This is a genomic window from Niabella insulisoli (genome assembly GCF_039652435.2).
In the GTDB taxonomy this organism is placed as follows: domain Bacteria; phylum Bacteroidota; class Bacteroidia; order Chitinophagales; family Chitinophagaceae; genus Niabella; species Niabella insulamsoli.
This window is the reverse complement of the sequence record NZ_CP190246.1, coordinates 3805435-3828702: the sequence shown is the minus strand read 5'-3', so window position 1 is coordinate 3828702 and position 23268 is coordinate 3805435. Positions and strand designations below refer to the sequence as shown.

The 23268-nt window shown below is 44.3% G+C and carries 14 protein-coding genes; 7 read left to right on the top strand and 7 right to left on the bottom strand.

All coding sequences use genetic code 11. From position 1 onward, the window contains the following. Window positions 1-21 precede the first annotated feature (21 nt). From ABDK00_RS16070 to metH, 7 genes are all read left to right on the top strand, one after another. Window positions 22-1680: an NADPH-dependent assimilatory sulfite reductase hemoprotein subunit gene (locus ABDK00_RS16070; protein ID WP_346236316.1), complete on the top strand. Its 1659-nt coding sequence runs from the start codon at window positions 22-24 to the stop codon at window positions 1678-1680. A 59-nt stretch (window positions 1681-1739) separates the two neighbouring features. Continuing rightward, complete coding sequence (gene epsC, locus ABDK00_RS16065; protein WP_346236317.1) at window positions 1740-2591, top strand: serine O-acetyltransferase EpsC; 852 nt, start codon at window positions 1740-1742, stop codon at window positions 2589-2591. Between the two features lie 60 nt (window positions 2592-2651). After that, on the top strand, window positions 2652-4259 hold the full coding sequence (locus ABDK00_RS16060) for a TSUP family transporter (RefSeq protein WP_428400572.1): 1608 nt from the start codon (window positions 2652-2654) through the stop codon (window positions 4257-4259). Between the two features lie 171 nt (window positions 4260-4430). After that, entirely contained in the window at window positions 4431-5681 is a 1251-nt protein-coding gene (locus ABDK00_RS16055) for a 6-bladed beta-propeller (protein ID WP_346236318.1), read from the top strand. After that, window positions 5678-8641 (top strand): outer membrane beta-barrel protein, encoded by a 2964-nt coding sequence (locus ABDK00_RS16050; RefSeq protein ID WP_346236319.1) that lies wholly within the window; start codon window positions 5678-5680, stop codon window positions 8639-8641. The genes ABDK00_RS16055 and ABDK00_RS16050 overlap by 4 nt, the downstream gene beginning before the upstream one ends. A 228-nt stretch (window positions 8642-8869) precedes the next feature. Continuing rightward, entirely contained in the window at window positions 8870-9913 is a 1044-nt protein-coding gene (locus ABDK00_RS16045; protein ID WP_346236320.1) for a homocysteine S-methyltransferase family protein, read from the top strand. A 60-nt stretch (window positions 9914-9973) separates the two neighbouring features. After that, window positions 9974-12658 carry a methionine synthase gene (metH, locus tag ABDK00_RS16040; protein WP_346236321.1) on the top strand — a complete coding sequence of 895 codons (2685 nt, stop codon included), beginning with the start codon at window positions 9974-9976 and terminating at the stop codon, window positions 12656-12658. Window positions 12659-12690: 32 nt separating this feature from the next. Here the strand turns inward: metH and ABDK00_RS16035 are convergent, their stop codons facing one another. The 7 genes from ABDK00_RS16035 to ABDK00_RS16005 all read right to left on the bottom strand — a co-directional run bounded on the left by ABDK00_RS16035 (window position 12691) and on the right by ABDK00_RS16005 (window position 23205). After that, window positions 12691-13146 (bottom strand): YqgE/AlgH family protein, encoded by a 456-nt coding sequence (locus tag ABDK00_RS16035; protein WP_346236322.1) that lies wholly within the window; start codon window positions 13144-13146, stop codon window positions 12691-12693. Between the two features lie 2 nt (window positions 13147-13148). Beyond that, on the bottom strand, window positions 13149-13511 hold the full coding sequence (locus ABDK00_RS16030) for a septal ring lytic transglycosylase RlpA family protein (protein ID WP_346236323.1): 363 nt from the start codon (window positions 13509-13511) through the stop codon (window positions 13149-13151). Window positions 13512-13808: 297 nt separating this feature from the next. Further along, entirely contained in the window at window positions 13809-14861 is a 1053-nt protein-coding gene (locus ABDK00_RS16025) for a hypothetical protein (RefSeq protein WP_346236324.1), read from the bottom strand. Window positions 14862-14984: 123 nt separating this feature from the next. Beyond that, complete coding sequence (locus tag ABDK00_RS16020) at window positions 14985-16655, bottom strand: tetratricopeptide repeat protein (protein ID WP_346236325.1); 1671 nt, start codon at window positions 16653-16655, stop codon at window positions 14985-14987. Between the two features lie 75 nt (window positions 16656-16730). Further along, window positions 16731-17363, bottom strand: coding sequence for a response regulator transcription factor (locus ABDK00_RS16015; RefSeq protein WP_346236326.1), 633 nt, complete (start codon window positions 17361-17363; stop codon window positions 16731-16733). A 64-nt stretch (window positions 17364-17427) separates the two neighbouring features. Next, window positions 17428-20463: a sensor histidine kinase gene (locus ABDK00_RS16010; RefSeq protein ID WP_346236327.1), complete on the bottom strand. Its 3036-nt coding sequence runs from the start codon at window positions 20461-20463 to the stop codon at window positions 17428-17430. A 234-nt stretch (window positions 20464-20697) separates the two neighbouring features. Beyond that, complete coding sequence (locus ABDK00_RS16005; RefSeq protein ID WP_346236328.1) at window positions 20698-23205, bottom strand: DUF5686 and carboxypeptidase-like regulatory domain-containing protein; 2508 nt, start codon at window positions 23203-23205, stop codon at window positions 20698-20700. Window positions 23206-23268: the final 63 nt, after the last annotated feature.

The following is a 23268-nucleotide window of genomic DNA, read 5'->3' as shown; positions in this document are numbered from 1 at the left end:
CATTAACTATTAACAAAAAGAATGAGCGAACAATCACCGGTAGAAAAAATAAAAATTGCCAGCAGAGGTTTGCGTGGTACATTAAAGGAAAGCTTACAGGATAATTATACAGGCGCCGTACGCGAAGATGATACGCAGCTGATGAAATTTCATGGCATGTATCAGCAGGATGACCGCGACAGGCGCGAGGAAAGAAGCGCTAAAAAATTAGAATGGTTATACTCTTTTATGCTGCGGCTGCGCCTTCCGGGTGGTTTTTTAACGCCGGAACAATGGATCGCGATGCACCACGTAGCAGGCGATCATTCGACCGGAACTATAAAAATTACAACGAGGCAAACCATTCAGCTGCACGGCATTTTAAAGTCTCATATCAAACCCACCATGCAATCGTTTAATCTCGCGGGGTTAGATTCTATTGCCACCTGCGGAGATGTAAATAGAAATGTGTGTTGCACTTCGAACCCCGGCGAATCGCCGGTTCATGAAGAAGTGTTTCGGTTTGCTTCAAAGATCAGCGAAATGGCCAAGCCTAAAACCAGGGCCTGGTACGAAATATGGATCGGCGAAGAAAAGATCGGTGAAAAAGTGGAGGAAGATCCGCTCTACAAAGACCGCTACCTGCCGCGCAAATTAAAAATAGGCATCGCTGTTCCGCCGAACAATGACGTGGATCTTTTCATTAATGATATCGGACTGATCGCTATTATTGAAAACGATAAACTTATCGGGTTTAACCTGGCCGCCGGCGGTGGGTTGGGAACCACGCATGGTAATCCGAACACCTATGCACGCCTGGCTTCAGTGTTGGGATTTGTAGAAAATGATGAAGAAAAGATATTAAAGGCAGTTTACGAAACCATCACGGTTCAGCGCGATTTTGGCAACCGCAGCGATAGAAAACTTTCGAGGCTTAAATATACGATCGACAAACTGGGCGTAGATAAATATCGCGAAGAGGTGGAACAGCGCTGTGGTTTTAAACTGCAACCTGCAAAGCCATTCCAGTTTACCGAACGGCAGGATCGCTACGGCTGGGTGAAAGACTATAAAGGAAACTGGCATTACACAGTGTTTATCGAAAATGGAAGAGTGCTCGACGGAGAGGGCATCGACTTGAAAAGCTGCCTTTATAAAATAGCAGAAACCGGAAAATGTAATTTCCGTTTTACGGCCAATCAAAACGTGATATTGACAGATATCAAAGAGGCCGATAAAGCAGCCGTTGAAGTGCTGTTGAATGAGTTTGGCTTAATTGAACATACTAATAAGGCGGGCGCCTTGCGCAAAAATGCGATCGCCTGTGTGGCGTTCAATACCTGCCCCTTGGCTTTGGCTGAAGCGCAGCGTTACCTGCCCACATTGATCTCGAAAATAGAACCCCTTCTTGAAAAGCATAGCATGAAAGAAGATGATATCATATTGCGGATGACGGGTTGCCCTAACGGGTGCGGCCGCTCGCCCAACGCTGAAATAGGGTTTGTGGGTACGGCTTACGGAAAATATAACTTGCACATCGGCGGCGACAGGCTGGGGCTCCGCCTCAATACAAAATTTAAAGACAGCCTCAACGAAGAGCAAATACTTGATACTTTGGATAATTTATTCGATGTGTATCAAAAAGAAAAAAAGCAAGAGGAAACGTTTGGGGATTTTTCTTATCGGAAGTGGATCCTTTAAAAAGCGATGTCTCTTTTTTTGCGCAACCTGATAATCACCAACTATAAAATTTGAAATCCATGGCCAATAAAAGTTTTATAAAACAGTTATTGCAGAATAATGCTAAAATAGGTACCCTGCCTGATAAAGACCTGGCGCATCAGTTTATTGACGATATTTTCAAATTTTTGTTTATACCCAAAACAGGCGTGAATCAAAAGGAAAGTGATCTGGAAAAAGGTTTGTATGCACTGAAAAGCCACCTGGCCACGTTGATTTATGATGTCGTAAACGACGGTTCTAAATCGCAGGCCCATGCGGATACATTTTTTGAAGCGTTGCCCGAAATTTATGCTGCACTTCAAAAGGATGCGGAAGCTTTTATCGCCAACGATCCTGCGGCGCTTAATATAAGCGAGGTGCAACATGCTTATCCGGGCTTTTATGCAATCGCTGTTTATCGCATTTCCAATCAGCTCTGGAAGCAGGGTATTCGCAACCTGCCGCGCATTTTTACCGAATACGCGCATAGCAAAACAGGAGTCGATATTCATCCCGGCGCCAACATTGGTTCTAACTTTTTTATTGACCACGGCACAGGGGTGGTGGTTGGCGAAACGACCATCATCGGCAACGATGTGAAAGTATATCAGGGCGTGACGATCGGTGCATTAAATTCTGCCAAGGGCAAAAAGAAATCCAAGCGCCACCCAACTATTGAAGACAATGTGATTATTTATTCAGGCGCTACCATTCTCGGTGGTGAAACAGTGATCGGCCAGGACAGCGTCATTGGCGGCAACGCATGGGTTACCTTCAGCGTGCCCGCAAATTCTTTGGTATATAATCAAAGTGAGGTGACAGATAAAAAAGACTTTTCGCATCCCCGGTCCGTTAGCAAAATATTAAGCTCGTCAAAAAAAGGCAATTAATTTGTCAATTTTTGCCCGCCGATTAAATAAGAACGTAGCCGCCGCTACTATTTTTGGTTAATTATATTTCAACTCAGCGTTATTCATAATTCTCAACATACGGATCAACCTTTATCGCCGCAACCTGCCGATAGTAACAATCTGTTTCCAGTTTTTATTAAGCTGGAGGAATTAAAATTGTTGGTAATCGGCGGTGGTAATATTGGCCTCGAAAAGCTGCAGGCAGTTTTGAAAAACGCGCCCGCTACAGCGGTGAAGTTGGTGGCCATGGCCATTAGCGAAGATGTAAGGAATTTTGTGGCCCCATATCCTAATGTAATTTTGGAGGAAAGAGCCTATGAGCGCTCGGATATAAAAGATGCCGATTTGGTGATTGCGGCAGTGAACGACTTAGAAGTAGCAACGCGTGTGAAAGCCGATGCAGACGCCTGCGAGAAGCTGGTGAATGTGGCCGACAAACCTGAGCTTTGCGATTTTTATCTGGGATCTATTGTGAAGAAGGGCAATCTTAAAATTGCCATATCTACCAATGGCAAGTCGCCTACAATTGCGAAGCGGTTGAAAGAAACCTTAAACGAGGCCATACCCGACGAAATCGATGAAGTGCTGGATAACATGCAGGCTTTGCGCAATAAATTATCCGGAGACTTTGACCACAAAGTGAAGGTGTTAAACAATGTGACGCGCTCGCTGGTGGAGAATCCGGATGAAGCCTTGCAGGAATTTGAAACCGATACAGCGGCTGCTGAAATCGTTGAGTCGACAGACGTTGTGGCAACAGCGCAAAAAAGTACCAACTGGTATTTGATAGTTTTGGGGATTATATTATTGGTGGCCATCAGTATCTATGCGCTATACGCTTTTGATCTGATCGATCCTATTCTGCAAACTTTAAATAAAGACCATCATCTTTTTTACTGGATGCTGCTCGCGGGCTTCACCGCCGAAATTGTGGCAGGCTCTATGGGCATGGGTTATGGCGTTATCTGTACGACCATTTTGTTGATGCTTAATGTGCCGCCGCCCGTGGTGAGCGCCAGCATTCACTCGGCTGAATCCTTTACAACGGCGGCCGGGAGCATTAGCCATTTCAAACTGGGCAACGTAAATAAAAAATTGATTAAAGCGCTGGCCTGGCCTGCTGTCATCGGCGCCATCATTGGTGCGTTGTTGCTTACCTACGTCGGCGAAAAGTATGCAGCGATTACCAAGCCTTTCATTGCGGCCTACACGTTGTATCTTGGCGTACGCATTTTAATGAATGTTTTTAAAACCAAAGATCAGGCGCAGCTCAAGGTAAAAAGAAAAAAGACAAATATCCCGCTGCTCGGATTTGTAGGAGGTTTTATCGATTCATTTGGCGGCGGAGGCTGGGGGCCGCTGGTCACCGGAACCTTCATCAAAAACGGTAGGACGCCACGGTATGTGGTGGGTAGTTCTACAGTAGCAAAATTTATATTGACAGTTACCAGCGCCATCACTTTTATTTTCACGATCGGTATATCGCATTGGAACATCGTAGCCGGGCTTTTAATCGGGGGCATTATCACGGCTCCTTTTTCGGCAATGCTCACCTCTAAGCTGCCCGTAAAAAAAATGTTCTTTATTGTAGGTGTGCTCGTAATTGTAATGAGCCTTATTACCATCTGCAAGGCGCTTTTCATGTAGTAGCTCGTCACCCCGCGTAAAAAGCGATAAAAAACAGTGACGAATGCCGTTGCTGCGCGGTCAAATAACCTAATGTGACATCCTTAACAGGTAAAGGTTTAACCAAGTATTTATAATTTATTTTCTTGCTATTTCTTGCAGGAAATTGCGTTTTAAGTCGTCAAAGCATGTATGAGAAAATGGTTGACGATTTTTTGCTTTTTATGGTATTGCGGAGCATCGGGGCAGGGTACACCAAAAGACTTGTACTTTCAGCCGGGATTTGCTTCGGGGTCGAGCGTTTCAAAAGTTTTTGAAGAGGTCGTTTATATTCCGCTGGAGACAACAAAGAAAAGCCTCTTTGGCCGGATCAGGACTTTGATTGTTTCGGATAAATATTTTATTATCTGGGATGCTGATACCAACTTCATTTATTTTTTTGACAAAACAGGAAAGTTTGTAAAAAAATATCGGCCACCTAACTGCACTATCAAGTCCATTCAGCTGGATAGAAACCGGAACGCGCTTTTCATTTCGGGAAGTAATAAAAATTTCAGTTTTTCTCCCGCGGAAATTGAAAAGATGATGGAAGACCCTACCAATAAATCTTTCGCGCGGTTTACCTGGTCTGCTTATTATGATCTTTCTGATATACAAAAGGAAAAAATTCAGCGTGTAAAAGATTTCAGCCTTTCGCTGATATCGCCCACCATCTTTACTAAAAATTTATGGGCCTACAGCTATATCTATGCCAATAGGAAATTTGAAGACCGCACCGCATACGAGTTGAATATTTATGACGGCGAGAAAACTATTAAAAGTTATTTCCCTTATAACAAGCAAACAGACTCTTTCCATTATAAGCCGGATCAGATTTCATTCTTCCCGATTACGGATCGAAGCAAGCTGCTGTTTACAAGGCCATTTGATTATACTTTTTATGAGCTAACTACCGACAGTGTTAAAGCGCTTTATAAATTGATTATGCCGATGGAGATTTCGCTTCCTAAATCATTTTTTTCGTTTTCTTTCCGGTCTCAAAACGATATCGACCAGTATCGCCACCAAAACGGAAGTTTGGTTTGGGAGCTGGACAATGTCTGCAAGGCAAAGGACTATTTGTTTTTTACGCTCGATTATTACAAAAGCTGGCGCGAGAAAAATTTTATGTACGACGAATCTACGGGAAGGTTCTACAATACCAGCAAGATAAGCGCTGACAGTACCAACGGCTTCCTGCCCGTGTTGCCCGGATCTATTCAGTATAATACGGACGATTATTTATACACCAGCATTTCCTCCTCGTCCATGTTCCAGAATAAAGAATACAATCAAAGAAGAAACCCGCAATACAGCCCGGCTTTAAAGCGATATTTCGAAAAAGGAAACAGGGCCGATAACCCGGTTATTGTTCAGTTAAAACTAAAAAATAAGATAGGATGATGCGGAGTTTATGGATTGTTTTAATGGTAGCGCTACCGTCGTTAGTATGGGCTCAGAAAGATTCTTCGCAATTGGGTACGATCACCGGTTTTGTAAAGGACTCGGCCGACGACTATGCCCTTCAATCGGTGACGATTACAGTTTATAAGAAAGCAGATTCGTCCTTACTTACTTATCAAATTACCGGGGAAGACGGCGCGTTTAATCTCACCGATATACCTTTTTTCATGCCGGTGTATGTGAATTTTTCGTTCACCGGGTATAGCCCTTATACAAGAAATGTAACGCTGGATACAGCCAACCGCGTTTTTAATTTTCGCAATGTGATGCTGCCCAAAAGCCAGGGGATGATGGATGAGGTGGTGATAAAAGCTGTAGTGCCTATAACGATGAATGGCGACACGCTGGAAATCAATCCGGCTGCTTTTAAGTTAGATTCGAACGCTGTTGTGGAAGACATGCTGCGGCGCGTTCCCGGCGTAACAATGTGGGGTGACGGTACCATTACTGTAAACGGTAAAACGGTTAATAATTTATATGTGGATGGCAAGCCGTTTTTTGGAAGCGACCCGACTTTAGCCACTCAGAACCTTCCGAAAAATGCGATTGAAAAAATCCAGGTGTACCGCGAAGAAGACTATACCAAAGATAATGTGGATGAAAACCCTACTGACTCTTTGCTCACCATGAATATTAAACTCCGGGCGGAAAGAAAGTTTGGCTATTTTGGTAAAGTCGGCGCGGGCGTTGGTACCAACGATCGCTACGAAGTGGATGGCGCCGGCATGGCATTTAATAAGAAAATGAGAGGCGGCGCAGCTTTCAGCACCAATAATATCAACAAGTCGGCCGGCTTGTCAGAAATGCTTCGGCAAAGCTCTTATCGCAATTATAATCCCAACAATCAATACGTAGCCAATCTCGGCGCAGACGGCATCAGCAAAGTGATCTTCGGCGGAGGTTTCGTGCAATACGATTTCTCTGAGCAAAATAGTAGCCGCCTCAATAATCAGCTAAGAGCCAATTACGATTTCAGAAACACGAACAACTTTCTGCAATCGCAGACGGATGCAAGAAACAGCGCCTCCGGAACGGTTTTTCTGCAAAACTCAAACCAGGAAACTAATACGGTGAATAACGCGCACAATGCAGGAATTAATTACAACAAACGCGATCAGGATAAAGATTTTTCGGTGAATGCAAATTTTAAAGCGGGCGACAATACCAGGTCTTCGGGCAGTTTTTCGACTAAAGCAAACGAAGCCGGCGACCTGCTGAGTGAAAGTTCCAGAACCACCAATTCGCGCGGAACCAACAATGGATTAGACTTTTCTACTTCCTTCCGCAACAAAGACGCTGACGACCGCAACCTGAAAAGCTTTGGCATTAATTATAACCTTAGCTATGACCAAAGCGAAAATGAAAGCACGAGCATTACCGATTTTATTTCTTATGAAGATGCTACCGATAATGATTATTATAACCGCCGCAATAACAACAGCTCTCATAATTTCAACACCAGCCTGGGCATGAACTACAATGCGTTGAAACGTTTATTGTTTGGCAATTTTAATCTTTGGAACATTAACATGGTATTGGCTAACAACGTGAGCCTTTCTAAGTCGGATGCCGATGAAGGCGTAAGCGACTATGATTCGCTTACGGGGCAATATCTTGTAAATGACTCGCTCACCAACACGAATCGTGTGACACGGATTGTTGACCGGCCATCATTGCGTTTTTCTAAAAACTTTTCCAGGCGCTTGTCGGACCGGTTTAACCGCTATATCAATATCAATGCAAATGTGCAGGGGCAATTGATCCGCGAGCAAAATGAATCTAATTTCGATTACCGCAATCTCGACCGGTCGTTTAACTTTTTTACGCCGGCCGCAGCTGTCAGTTATCACTACGAACGATATAATTTTTATACGATAGAAATGAACCTGTCCGGCAATTCGGCTTCCTCCATTCCTACCATCAATCAATTGAGGCCGATTGTAGACACCAGTGAAAATGTTTACAATATTAATCTTGGCAATCCCAATCTGCAGCCATCTGTTACCAATGCGCTTAGCTTTAATTTCAATTACCGTCGCGAGCAGTCGTCAAAAAAAGCAGACTATAATGTGAATCTTTCGGGAAGCGTCAGCGATGTAAACGACGCCATCGTAGATAGCAGTTTTTTTGATAAAGCAAACGGAAGGCGCACCACTTACCTGATCAACATGGACGGCCGCCGGGTTTATAATGCCAATTTCCGCCTGGGCACTTCCTTTAAAATGAAGAATAACAAAGTGCTGCAGTTCAACTATTCGGTGGGCTATGCCAACACGACTTCCCCCAACTATGTGGATGGGGTATTTACAATTTCGCGTGCCAACAATGTGAACAACAGGCTCAACGTGTTTTACACATTGGGAGATATAGGAACAGTTCAGTTATCACAAAATATTCAATCCAGCAGTAGCGCACAGAGCGGCGCCAACCTGAAATCCTTTAAGGCGATCAACTACGTCACACAAGGCAATTTGAATATTAACCCGATACGCAATCTCACCATCAGCAACACGCTCAATTATGTAACGAACAATACGACGGGGCAAACTTCCACTTTATGGAATGCTTTTGCAACCTACCGCTTTTTGCAAAGTAAGCAGGCCGAAGTGAAACTGTCGGCTATGGACATCCTGAAGCAGAATAAAAATATCTCCACCAACGCCAGCATCAATAACCTGAGTACGACTGTAACCAACGGACTGGAGCAGTTTTTTATGGTCACGTTTTCCTACTACCCGCGCATGTTTGGCGGCCGCTCGTCGAGAAGCAGCCGTAGCAGCGAAAGCCGGGAAGATCGAAAAGAGCGCCGCGCGGAGACTGAAAAGCGCGTTGATCGCCGCTCATCGCGGGAAGGTGGCTCAGAGCGTGGCCGCACTGAAGTAGGAAGAAGATCGCGCTAAGCGGATATTTGAGGACAATCAGTTTAAAGATTGGGGCAGGTGTTGAACTATTCAGCGCCTGTTTTTTCATGCTAACTGTAAAAAATTGTACATTTGCGCTCCGCAGGCGGATTTGTTTATTGTTCAACCTGCGTAATTAAATTGAACTAATAAACGTAAGGAAAATCCCCCGGTTCCCACGTTTACATATAGTTTAGTAGCAATATTTTTTAATTTTAAATTGTTACGATGAGCGCAATAAGAAATTTATTGAACAAGCGCATTTTGGTATTGGATGGGGCAATGGGCACCATGATACAGCGCTACAAACTTACTGAAGCAGATTACCGGGGCGATCGCTTTAAAGACTGGCACACCGACGTAAAAGGTAATAACGATCTTTTAAGTATTACCCGGCCGGAAATCATTAAAGCCATCCATAAAGAATATCTCCTCGCCGGTTCCGACATTCTTGAAACCAACACTTTTAGCAGCACTTCCATCGCACAGGCAGACTATGACATGCAGTCGCTGGCGCATGAGCTAAATGTCGCTTCCGTCAAATGTGCGCGAGAGGCTATCGATGAATTTGTCAACGAGCTATCAGCAACAGAGGATCAGAAAGCGGAAATCAGTAACCAAAAATTTGTAGCCGGAGCCATTGGCCCGCTCAATAAAACCCTGAGCCTTTCACCCGACGTAAATAACCCCGGCTATCGCGCCGTAACCTTCGACGAAGTGGTTGCAGCGTATACCGAGCAAATCAATGCACTGATCGAAGCCGGCGCCGACATACTTTTGATTGAAACCATTTTTGATACGCTCAATGCGAAGGCTGCCATTTTTGCGGCTAAAAAATATTTCAGGGAACATGCGGGCACTGAGCGCGATATTATGATCAGTGGCACCATCACCGATGCTTCGGGGCGCACTTTGAGCGGACAAACGCTGGAAGCTTTTTATATTTCTGTGGCGCATGCCAATCCTTTGAGTATCGGCCTAAACTGTGCGCTCGGGGCTAAAGACATGAGGGCGCATGTGGAAGAGCTATCACAAATTTGTTCCTGTTATGTCTCCGCCTATCCCAATGCAGGACTACCCAATGCGATGGGCGAATACGACGAACAGCCTGAAGAAACCGCCGCCTTTTTGGACGACTGGGCCCAACAGGGCTTTGTTAATATTGTAGGCGGTTGCTGTGGCACCACGCCGGATCATATACGCGAAATTGCCAATGCCGTAAAAAGCCTGAAGCCAAGAAGTCTACCCTTAGTAGAAGAAGCGCTGAGCTGATAAAACACGCTTTCAACAGTTGTTGCACCATCTTTTCTGTTCCAAGATCAAACTCTAAAAATGTCTGAACAAATTCATATAAAACCTTACCTGCGCCTTTCAGGTCTCGAACCCTTGGTAGTAAGGCCCGAAACAAACTTTATTAATATTGGGGAAAGAACCAATGTAACCGGCTCAAAAAAATTCGCGCGGCTTATCCGTGAGAACAAATATGAGGAAGCGCTGAGTGTGGCGCGGCAACAGGTAGAGAACGGCGCACAGGTGATCGATATCAACATGGATGACGCCTTGCTCGACGGTGTGCAGGCGATGACGACTTTTGTCAATTTGCTCCAAAGCGAACCGGATATTTGTAAAGTGCCTTTGATGATCGATTCCTCGAAATTTGAAATCATCGAAGCAGGTTTAAAATGCGTGCAGGGAAAATGTATCGTAAATTCTATCTCTTTAAAAGAAGGAGAAGATAAATTTATTGAGCAGGCAATCACTTGTCAGAATTACGGCGCAGCGGTAATCGTGATGGCTTTTGATGAACAAGGCCAGGCCGATACCGAAGACAGGAAGGTCGAAATATGCCATCGCGCTTATAAGCTATTAACCGAGCAGCTTGGCTTTAGCGGACAGGATATCATCTTCGACCCCAACATTTTTGCCGTGGCGACCGGGCTCGAAGAGCATAATAATTATGGTGTGGATTTTATTGAAGCGACGCGTCGCATTAAGCAACTAATGCCGCTGGCAGGTATCAGTGGCGGCGTCAGCAACCTTTCTTTTTCTTTCCGGGGAAATGAGCCGGTGCGCGAAGCGATGCATGCAGTGTTTTTATATTATGCAATCAAGGCCGGAATGAATATGGGCATCGTAAATGCCGGCCAGTTGGCAGTTTACGACGAAATTGAACCACAACTGCGTAACCTTTGTGAAGACGTTATTCTTAATAGGAACAATGAAAATAACGAAGCAACAGAAAAGCTGATCGCATTTGCTGAAACCGTAAAATCGGAAGGAAAAACAGAAAAGAAAAATGACGCCTGGCGAAGCGCGTCTGTAGAAGAACGTTTGAAGCACGCGCTGGTAAATGGTATTACGGAATATATCGACGATGACACAGAAGAAGCACGGCAAAAGTATCCGCGCCCGCTGGAAGTGATTGAAGGTCCGTTGATGGCGGGCATGGACGTTGTAGGCGATTTGTTTGGAGCCGGAAAGATGTTCCTTCCCCAGGTAGTAAAGAGCGCGCGGGTCATGAAAAAATCGGTAGCATGGCTAACACCTTTTATTGAAGAGGAAAAACTGGTCAATCCTGCTGCGTTGGCCGGCGGTGCTGGCAAAGTTTTGTTGGCAACCGTGAAAGGAGATGTGCATGATATCGGCAAAAATATCGTTGGTGTGGTGTTGGGTTGTAATGGTTATGACGTGGTCGATATGGGGGTGATGGTACCGGCTGATAAAATACTGGATACTGCTGAAAAGGAAAACGCGGACATTATTGGCCTAAGTGGATTGATTACACCATCGCTCGACGAGATGGTGCACGTAGCGCATGAAATGAAACGCCGTAACATGAAGCAGCCGCTTTTGATTGGCGGCGCTACAACATCACGCATGCACACGGCGGTAAAAATCGCGCCGCAATATGATAACGGTGTAATGCATATTTTGGACGCTTCGAGAAGTGTGACCGCGGTAAGCACTTTGCTGGGGAAAGAAAAGCAAGCCCTTCTTCAAAAAACCAGGGACGAATATGAAACCCTGCGCCAGCAATTTGCCAACAAAAATAAAAAGGAGCTTATTAGTTATGCCGATGCCGTGGCTAACAAAGAGAAATTTGATTGGGAAAATTATAAGCCGACGAAGCCTGCTGTCGAGGGCGTAAAAGTGTTTAAAGACTTTGATCTTGCTGAAATTGCGAAATATATCGACTGGAGCCCTTTCTTTATTGCCTGGGAAATGCCGGGCCGGTACCCGCAGGTGTTGGAAGATGAAAAATTCGGAGCCGAAGCCAAAAAACTTTTGGCCGAAGCTGAAAAAATGGTCAGCCAAATTGTGAAAGAAAAATGGTTTACCGCAGCGGGCGTTATCGGTTTCTGGCCAGCCAGCAGTAATGGCGCCGACACCATAACCGTGGTTGATAATGGTAAAGAAATAAAACTCGAATCGCTGCGCCAGCAGTCAAAAAAAGCGGCAGGCCATTTCAATTTTTCTTTAGCAGATTTTGTAATGCCGGCAAGCGAGGGGGCCGATTACATGGGCGCTTTTGCCGTTACCATTCATGGCGCTAAACAACATATTGACCGCTTCGCTGCTGACTTCGATGATTATAATAAAATTATGGTGCAGGTGTTGGCCGACCGATTCGTAGAAGCCTTTGCCGAGTGCCTTCATGAAAAATCAAGAAAGGAATATTGGGGCTATGCGAGCGACGAAAACCTGTCAAATAAAGACCTGATTTGGGAAGAGTATGATGGCATCCGCCCGGCGCCCGGATATCCCGCCTGTCCCGATCATACAGAAAAGCACAAACTCTTCGACCTTTTGAAAGTGACAGATAATATAGGCATTACATTGACGGAAAGTCTGGCTATGGATCCGCCGGCATCCGTTTGTGGGTGGTATTTTGCTCATCCAAAAAGCCATTATTTTGGCCTGGGAAAAATCGGGCGCGATCAACTGGAAGATTATGCAAAACGGAAAGGGATGAGCATGGAAGAAGCAGAAAAATGGTTGAGCCCCGTACTGGAATAAAAATTAATCGGGATAACTTGTGACAGCAACAGTCATGAAAAAACAAGATCGGGTTTAAAAGTTTCCACTTCCCAGTAACCATCTGCGATTTCGGTTTCTAAATCATTTTCGTTCCATCCGCAATAACCTACAAAAATCTTAATATCGCCGGTAGCAAGTTGGCCGGTGGGAAGCAATTGAATAACCGTTGCAAAGTCGCCGCCGAGAAACAAATTTTTAGTAATGTGTTCGCTCCCGGGAATTTGATCAGCACATTGATGCACGAAATACAAATGTTCCTCGTCTACCGGCCCCCCTTTATAAAGCGGAAAAGCCGGGCTGGAACTGAATTCAACTAATTCGTTTAATGCGCGTGGAAACGGCTGATTAATGATAAATCCCAAGGCGCCTTTTTCGTTATGCTCGGCGACCAAAACTGTGCAGCCGGCGAAGTTTGGATCGTCCATTTTGCCGGTGCCGGTTAATATTTTTCCTGCCAGATCATACATCTCTATTTTGCTTTTTTATATTTGAGCTTTACATCAACCACGCCGGCATTTACCATGTTCAGGCGTTTTGCTGCTTTTTTACTGAGGTCAATAATCCTGCCTGCCACAAAAGGCCCGCGGTCGTTGATGGTCACTTTTGTCTTCTTCCCGTTTTGAAGGTTATACACTTTTACCTTCGTTCCGAACGGCAGCGTTTTGTGCGCCGCTGTCATTTTGTTTTGTTTGAAAACCGCGCCACTGGCTGTTTTTCGCCCAGCAAACTTATCGGCATAAAAGGAGGCTTTCCCCATCTCTGTTATCTTTCTGCTACAACTCAGCGCCGTGAGAACAAAGAGGGTAAGGATTAAAAGGCGTGTTTTTTTCATTTTCATTTTTTGATCTGCCTGAAAGATCAAAAATAACGGATAGTTATGAGAGGAGGTTGACAAGAATGAAAAAATTAAGCCCCCCAATATGGGGGCTTAAACAGTGTTTGTGATAGATATAGAGGAGCAAATATTTTTGATAAAAAACAATATTGGTTTTAACGTCGGTTGTCGCACCGCTAATTGCAGATTTAATTTCGCTCTTTTTCAAACAAGCAAAAAAACAAAAGCAGTTAGCAGGCCGATGGCGTTAAGCAAAATGATAAGCCGTTAGTTTTGGCGATGGGTGGATGGACTTTATTTAATTTTCTTCAAAAATTCGGCGGTGTGAAAATCAAGGAATTTTTTTCCGGCCGCGTACGCCCCTGCAACATATTTTTCGTTGTCAACGGGAATAACGGTGGTAGATTTGGAGGAAATATTATCCGGGTTAAAATACCTTCCGTAAGCAGTTTCAACGCCTATATAGTCTGCCTGGTTTTTAGCAAAACTTTGAAGTTTTTTATCTTCAATAACACCTTCTATTGATAATGATTTGCCCATGGTTCCAATATAAGTGCTGGGAGATCCTGCGCCCATTTTTCCCGAGTAAAACGCGACGGAACTATTAACGCCGATGACATCGTTTTGACCTTTTAGTTTGAACTTCGCATCTTTTGTCATGATGATGGATTCATTAGCAGCGAGCCGCAGATTGGTTTTGACTTTAATGTTTGCACCAGCGAGATCAAACGCATTTTTGTCTTCGATGAAAAGTATCGTTAAGCCTACATCGGCAATAATTGCATCGTTCAAATCTTTTGAAAGTTTGGGATGCACAAACGAGGCATTGCCCATAAAACCGCCTGATTTTGTTTTTCCAGATTCAAGCACCTGCTTTACATAAAAGTCATATCCGGTGGGGGTTGTAGATAAAGTGCCCGGAATTTGCGCGAGGTTGATTTTGCCGCCGTTCAGTTGGGTAAAGTCTGCATAGGTAGCGGTTTTTCCGGCTTCATCCGCCGTTATTATTTCAATGCCTCCATTTTTTAGCATAGTTATAAAATCATTGTAAAGCATATCAGTCGTCTTTTGCAAACTTGCTTCCGACAAGCCTTCAAGCCCTACGGATAAAGATGCTTTGGCGTCACCTTTATAAGCGCCGCCTCCAATCATCCGCCCGCCCTGCTTAAAATCTTCCTTTTCATTGTACACCTGGTAATTCACCGAAAAGGCCGCGATGTACAGCTTTTTGTTTTTGATTTTATTGAGGCCGTAAGCCTGGTCTTTCGGCTTAAAATCTCCAAGGCTTTGAGCCATGACGGCTTCGCTCAGAACTGCGGCGAAAAGCAGGGCAAACAATTTTCTCATAAATGCATGTTTAATAATGAGCCATAAAGATAAAATGACGATAGCTGCAGCAGGATGTGAAAAAAGTAGTAATTGTGCTAATGGGTTTGCATCCCGCGCCGAGCCACTGTTGGCCTGGATGTATTATTTTTTTCCATCCAGTTTGTCTATCTGTTCCTGCGCAAGACGCAGCATGCCCGGCGATTGGGAGGCTTTTACAAAATCAGCCCTTGCCATTTGCTTGTTTCCTTTTTTAAGATAAACCCTGCCGCGGTTAAAAAACGCAGCATAATGTTTAGGGTTGTTGGCAATCACCTCATCCAATTCAGCAATCGCTGCGTCGAGCTTGCTTTGCTTTTCAAATATGGCTGCTCGCTGATAATAGGCCTGGTTTTTTTTGTAGGATTCTTTTTCAGAAAAAGGCATCGCTATGATGCGGCCATAGGCGGCCAGCGCATGCTCGTACTGTCCCAGTTGTGCATAACAATCTGCAAGGCCTTCTATGGTATAGATTTCATCGGGTTTTAATTTCAGCGCGTCATTGTAATCGGCAATGGCGGATGCCCAGTTTTCGAGGGCTTTATAGCAATCACCCCGCATATCATAAGAATAGTAATTTACAGGAGCAATAATGCGGACAAGCTTTAAGATGTTGCCTTTGTAAATAATTTCGTTCTCCTCTGTTTTCTTTATGGATTGGGCTAAATTGTCGCCCTCTAAAGTATGTTGATACTCTTTTGATCGGCCGATGGTAATGCCCAAATCCAATGTGCGAATCCATAGATTTTCTGCAAACGTGTTTCTGTTTTTAACCATCGTAACGCTTATATTTTTGAGAAACGGATAGCGCTCATAGTCGGGGTTTAATGTGGCGATCATCTCGTAGTCTTTCGTTGCGGCTGCCCAATCATTTTCTTTCCGGTAGATTTCAGAACGCAAATAGTAAGCCATATACCGTTGGGGGTCTAACTGCAATGCCTTTGTGAAATCTGCAATAGCCAAAACGCTGTTTTCACTTTTCGGCGGCGCTTCGCCGGGTTTCAGTTCAATATAAATTTTGGCTTCTTCCAGCATGGTTTTGGCGGCCTCATTTTTTCTCTGTTCAAGATAACACAGGCCACGATTAAGATACGCGGCTCCGTCATTAGGTTTTGCGCGTAGGTATTCGGTAAAATTAAGAATGGCTTCCTGGAATTTTTTTGCGTTAAGATTGTCCACACCGCGCTTAAAAAGCTCCGTGGCATTTTCGGAAACGGGCTGAGGCGTGACGCCATTATTGCTAACAGTCAGATTTTTTTGATTGCCCTGAAAGATGTTTTGTTGCCATTGTCCTTCATCAACTTTTCCATTAGCGTAAGTGTTTTTACCGTAGCCGTGGCGCAGATTGTTCAGCCAGCCGCCGGCATAGGTGTCGCCATTTCCCCAGGTGTAAGTACCAGTTCCGGTACGTTGATCATTTACAAAATCGCCCACATATTTATCGCCTTTCCATTGGTTATTGGCGCCCCAGGAAAGCGTGCCTTTGCCGTGTTTCAACCCATTTACAAAATCACCATTATAAAAACCACCGTCTGGCCAGGAAAGCGTACCCTGTCCATGAAAGTTGTTGTCCTTCCAATAACCTTTGTAGTGGCCGTCTGCATTGCCGTTGACGTAGGTATCGGCTTCGCCGTAGCCATTCGCCTTGCCATTTTTTATGGCGCCGGAATACACTGCGGTTACGCCAGGATGCGATGGCAAAGAAAAAGTGAGGCTTTGTTGTGCCGATGCCGTTTGAAGCAAAACGCTGGCTATAAAAACATATATGATTTTCATAAAGGTTGATTTAGATATGATGAAAAAGTTCTAACCAGTTTTGGCTTTTGATGTAAAATGAAGTCGCGTATTCGCTTAGCTATTTATCTTCGAAAGCGCTTCGGCCCTGGTTTTCACCTGTAATTTTTCATAAATATTGCGGATATGCGTTCGCACGGTTTCAATACTGATATAAAGCTGTGCTGCAATTTCTTTATAGCGAAATCCTTTTGAAAGCAATTGTAATATTTCATTTTCGCGCCGCGACAAGTGCTCGGAATAAGTTTGCTGTGACCGTGTGGCTGCAAAATCCAGCACGACCAATCTTGCTACCTGGCTGCTCATCGGCGATCCGCCCATGTGGATGTCTTTAATGGCTTCGACCAGTTTGTCTGGCCCCGTGTTTTTTAGGATATAGCCTGTAGCGCCGGCCTTTAGCGCATTGAAAGCATTTGTGGCATCGTCATAACTCGTAAGCGCCATACATTGCATCGCCTCATGAAGTACTTTCAATTTGGCTACCACTTCAATTCCGGAAATGCCTGGCAATTGAATATCGAAAAGCAACACGTCAACCGGTTTTTTCTCCAGATATGATAAAGCCGATTCGCCATCCGAAAAAGCCGCCACTACTTCCAATTCTTCCTGTAGGTAAAGTAAAGTAAGCAACGCATCGCGAATCGTTTCCTCGTCTTCTATAAGCGCAATTTTGATTTTTGGGGTTTCCATGATTGATGAACTTAGTTAAAGTTAATCGACACTTACATGCGCGGCAGCGGTAAAAAAGTAGTATTTATATTTCCATGCTATAGCAGATTTCTGTCCCGTTGTCTGATTGTATAGCCAATTGCCCGCCAATCGATTCCATCCTGTTTTTCATGTTGGCCAGTCCGTTATGCTTACCGCCTTTTGGCATTAGTGGAGTGTTGCAGTTAAAGCCGACCCCATTGTCGCGCAAATAAAAGATCAGCTTATTGCCATCCATCAAAAATGTAAAACTAATCTCGCTGGCACGGGCGTATTTCAGGGCGTTATTCAGCGCTTCTTTGGTAACCAGCATCAGCTGCTGCCGTTGAAAATTACCTATCGTCGCCTCAGGAATTGTCTCGGGGAAATTAATTGAAACACTGACGGGCAGGGCCTCGGTGGTTTCGTAAATATATTCTTTGAGATAAGCAGCCAGGTTGCCGAGCGTATCGTTTTGAGGATCGAGCGTCCAGATAATTTCCCCCATTTTATCTGCAAGCGTCCTCGAAGTGGCGTTGATCTCATTGATAATGCGCGCATCGCCGGTACCGCTTTTTTTGCCTACTTCCGAAAGCAAGGCAATTTTGCTGAGGCCGGTTCCCAGTTCATCATGCATATCCCTTGAAATACGCAACCGTTCGTTGTTAACGGCCAGTTTTTTTTCGATTGGGCGCAATTGTTTTTCGATGCGGCGCTTCAGGTAAAACCTGATGGCAAAATAGACGGCGGCCGATAGAAATAACAGTGTGCCGATTTTGAACCACCATGTAAGCCAGAAAGGCGGCGCAATGCTGATGTTGAGTAAAGACGCGGGCTGCGACCAAACACCCTCGTGATTTCCCGTTTTTAGTTCAAATGTATAATTGCCATGCGGAAGTTTACTGTATCGTGCTTCGCCGGTATGGCCCGCATCAATCCATTGCTTATCATAATTTTTCAGCCTGTATTGGTATTGAATAACCTGAGGGTTAGTATAATCCAGCGCTGCGAAGCGGATAGCAATATTGTTTTCATCATAGTGTAATCTAAGTGTTTTTAAAAAGTTGATGGCCGTATCCGACAGCAGGTTTTTTTCGTTGATTAAAGCCTCGGTGATATAAGAGCGGCTTTTAAAGCTGCGATAGAAAAATTGTCTTTCGTCAAACCAGTTAATACCCGTGACGCCGCCAAAGAAATGCAAATGCTTCCATTTAAAAAAGGCGCCGGTATTGAATTCGTTTGATTGTAAGCCATGTTGAATGTCGTATTTTTCTACACTTTTAACCACAATGCCCCGGCTCTTATCAAGCTGTATCCTGTTGAGGCCTTTGTTCGTGCTTACCCAAAAAATGTAATCATCCTGCGGTAAGATTCCGTAAATAAAATCGTTGCTCAAACCGTTTTTTTCGTCGATGATGTCCAGCGGTTCTCCTGAGTCTTTCTGTATGACAAGCCCTACGTTCGTAGCCATCCAAAACGCCTTTCGCAGCGTATCCCGATAGATATGCTTAACGGTAAGATTATTGAAGCGGCTTTCTATAACACGGCATTGATGATGATCAGATATTCGTGCGACAATATATCCTTTGCCGCTTCCCTTTCCGATCATAATGTCTCCGTTTTCTTTAAGGTGAATGGTTTGTATGTCATCTTCAAAGCGATGATCCAAAAGGCCCAGATCAGTAAGTTTCATTTCATCGCCGTCATATTCCAAAAGATAGGTGCTGTAGAAAGTGCCGACTATGTATTTATGATCACCTATTTGTTCAAAGCATTGAACAATGTTATGGCTGCGCCCTTTTCGCGTGTATTCCACATAAACAGATTTGATGAACTGCTGCTTTTTAAAATCAACAAAACCAACCTTTGGCCCAATATTCATCCAAACCTGCCCTTTCGAATCTTTCTTTATAAAAAATACGCCATGAAACTGAGATGCATCCTGGCTTTCCGCTTCAAATATTTTTCGGTGTCCTCCGGTAAACCGGTTTACTTCATACAGCCCTTTATCATAGGTGCCGACATAAATATGAGGCTCCTGAAAAAAGATGCTTTTTACCATCAAAAGCGAACTTTCCTTATTGGCAATAGCCGCTTGCGGAAAGCCATTGAAGAGTTTTGGCTTGAGGTCGAGTATGCTAACGCCACCGCCTTCAGTGCCCAGCCAAAGGTTGCCCGACTGATCGATAAGCGAAGTATATATTAAATTGGAAGAAAGGCTTAACGGATCATGCGCCGTGTTTTGAAAAACTCGCGCCGTTTTCCTGGCGCTGTCAAGGATGATAAGGCCTTGGCTAATCGCCGCGGCAATGATATTGCCTTGCGGCGTTTTGGCAGCACGCAGCGGCACCACGTATTTATTGGTTGCTTCATCGAAGGGTAACGGATAGGACGCGGTTATTTTTCTTTCTGTTAAATGATACTCATGTATTTGGTTGGCAGATAAAAACAAAAAAGAGGAGGGGTGGCCCATGGCGGCATTGCTGATTGCGCTCCGCGATTGAACCAGTTTTGTGAAATGCCTGCTGTTGATATGATAACTGTAAACGCTGTAGTCTTTTATAAACAAAAGAGCCGGCTCTGCCCCCGATTGATAAATGCCGAAAGTGTTTTTTAACAATATTGTTTTTGACGATAAGTTATGGATGTTGATGATGGTCACTGCGTCTGGTATGGAAACAAATAGCTGTGGGCCACAAAGGCGCAGGATGCGGCATTCAAGATCCCTGCCGACTTTTTTTATAATGGTAAATGTTTCGGTGGGCATATGCATGCGCACCACCTGGCCATCCACCAGCATCCAAAGGTTTTGTTGATCGTCTTCCACCATTTGGCCGCTGATGATTTTGCCGGGAAAATCCTTCGGGCTTTTGCTGCGGAAACTCTCGCGATACTTTTTAATCCGCCTGCCGTCATACCTGTTCAAGCCGTCTCCGGTGCCGATCCATATAAAACCCTGCCGGTCCTGGAAAATTTCCCTAACCGAATTCTGGCTTAGCCCATCGTTGACGCCCAGCCTTCTGAAAATGTCCTGCGTTTGACCCAACCCTAAAGCGCTGTAAAGCATGCCAACAGCAAACAGCGTTGGCCAGGAAAAGATCATAATCAGTTTTTTCAAAAGCGGTTGCATATAAGTTGCCTGCTTAACAAGAAATCTACGTGAGGTTTGAAGGCTGTAAAATAGCGCTAATTTCGTTCAAATTTAATCAATGAACTTTGTAAATGTTCTAGGCTATGGGGCCTGTCCTATCGCCGCGCTTAGTTTTTGGCTTCAATATAAAGGCGATAAAGGAAAGGTCGGCCCGGGGGGTGTTGCTGAGCCGAAAGGTATTAGTCATTAAAAGTTGAAACGCAAGCTTCCAAAAACTCCAAAATTTTTCATGGTAGGGGTGGGCTGCTGATCAGGAAGCACGCGCCAGATAAAATCCACACGTAATACGCGCAAAATATTATCCACGCCGGTTCCCAGCTCCAGGTAAGTCTTTCCATCTAACGAAAGAAAATTACTTCCCTCTTTAAAATTAAGTTGCTTGTTGGCTTCGCTGATAGAACCCCACAACGCTTTGACGGTATAAAACTGTCTGAACTTTAAGCGCGGCAATATTTTGAAAATACCGTTGCCGATGTTATGCTCGTAGTTAATTCCCGCAAAACGATCGTGGATATATTGATAGCGCAACATGGTGTTAAATGCATATTTGTTATAGTAATACATTTCGTTACCAGGCGCCACATCCAGAAACATATAAGGCGCCGAACCAAATGTGCGGCCGGCATATAACTGATAATTGATTACTCCAAAAGGCGGCGTTTTGATATAATCAGATACGGAGCCTAAAAGTTTCGAATAATGATAGCGGCTGTTTAAAATACCGGGTACCGCTTTGGTGTACGTAGCTTCTACAATCGGATAAGGGCTGCCCAGGCTCGCTCTGTAAAAAGTCGATTCTATAAATTTTTCGAGAAAAGCAAAACGCAGCCTGACTGAAAATTCGGTGGAGCTCAATTTACCAAGCCCTTCCTCAATCATAGTCGCTGGTAAAAGATTAGCCAAAGGAGTGTAGGTCTTATTGCTTGCCGCCAGCTTAACGGAAAAGCCATTGCGCAGCTCATTGAAAAATTCAAAGTTCGTTTCTTCCAGGTTGATAAATTTCATGGCCACACCCGGCTTGCGCACTGCAAAGGAGAATATATTGTCTGATGAAATTTCGCCATAATATCGTTGGCCAAAATCAAGATCATTTTTGTAAGACAGCGACCAATATTGACGCGGATCTTTTTTGGGCAGATAGAAAAGCTCACCCATGCCCTTTACCTTTTGATCTTTAAATCCGTAAGCGAGATAGCTATGGTACAAAAACTTTTTATTAAAATGTTTATTGCTGCCCACGTCAAATCTCATCCTGAAGCCTTCCCAGGCATTGCCCGAAAACCAATTGTAAGCCGAGCCAAACTGCACGTTGCCGACATTAAAATAACCGGTGCCTATAAATTCCAACTGTTTGGTAAGCTTTTGATAAACCGGTGTGGTGAGAATAGTGTCGATCATTTTCACAATATTCTGCTCCGACCGCGATAGCTCTTCGTGCCGCGCGGTTTCCCAATAGGTTTTATCTTTTTGCTGTGCGTTGGGGGCGGTTACAATTTCCTCCAGCTCCTTGTTGAGCTTCAGCCTGTTGACCACCGACGTGTCGTTGACGACAATGTTGCGATAGGTACTGGTTTTTCTTCCAATCAACCCGGGCGTTTTGTTGCCCACCGGCGCTACGTCAACCACAAGCTTTTCCCGGCTTACAAACCAGTTGCTGTCGGCCAGCCGCTTAAACTCCTGGATATAGCTAAACCGGTCCATGAAATTAATGTCCGCATCTTTGCCCAGCGCAAGCGTCATTTTTTGTATGGCATAACTGCCAAAATGAATCCAGCAGTCGCCTTCGAAAGTATTCATCCCCTTGCGTCGCGGCCTGAACAGCAGATGATAATAGCGCTCGCCGGAAATATATTGCGTATCGCTAACAGTGTATTTATAATAGAAATCGCCATTTTCGCTGGCAGGGCTTACAAATTCTTTATTAAAAACATTGATGAAATTATTATAAACATTAATCACCTGGTCCATGCCGCCCAGAAACTTAACCATGCTTTCGTTTTTAACGCCGTTGGTATTGGCTGCAAAAATTTCCTCTCGTCGTTTCAGGGGTTTTTTTTGGTAATAATAATTACTGATGGCTTCGGTAAGGTAGGCCGGCAGGATCTTGATACCTTCCGAGGTATCGATGTTTTGATTAATGAGATCGTTGATCGGACGCAGTGGCTTGAACTTTGCAATTTTTTGCAGCGTCTGAAAATTCTTTAAATCTATTTCAAGTTTGTTATAAAGTTCGTAGGAGAAATTGTCGAATTTATACCGGTTGTTTTCGGGTTTATGTTCTACCAGTTTTTTCCACAGCCAAAGGCCTTTGTCAATTTTTGATCTTACAATGACTACATCGCCCATCGCGCGCTCCAGCGATATGGTCACATCCAGTACTTCCTTTTTTATGTCGATCGGAAGATAAAAAGCCTCATAGCCCACATAGGTGATTAGTAGTGTGTCGGAAGGCCAGTCATTTATCGAAAAAGAAAATTGACCCAGGGAATCAGTGATCGCCCCGATATTGGTATTCTTAAAAGTTACAGATGCAAAAGGAATGAGGTCTTCGCTGTGCGCATCTTTTACCAAACCCCTGATTGTTTTTTGTGAGAAAATAGCGCCCGGCCCTAAAAGGCAACAGCACAGGATTAAAAACTTAAGGGTAAATTTCATCAGGTGCAAATCTACGATTGTTTTGAGATTGTGTTTCATAAGATGTTTTGTCAGCAACAGCTACTTTTGCAAAAGCAAATCTAAGCGGTGTGAGCTAATGGT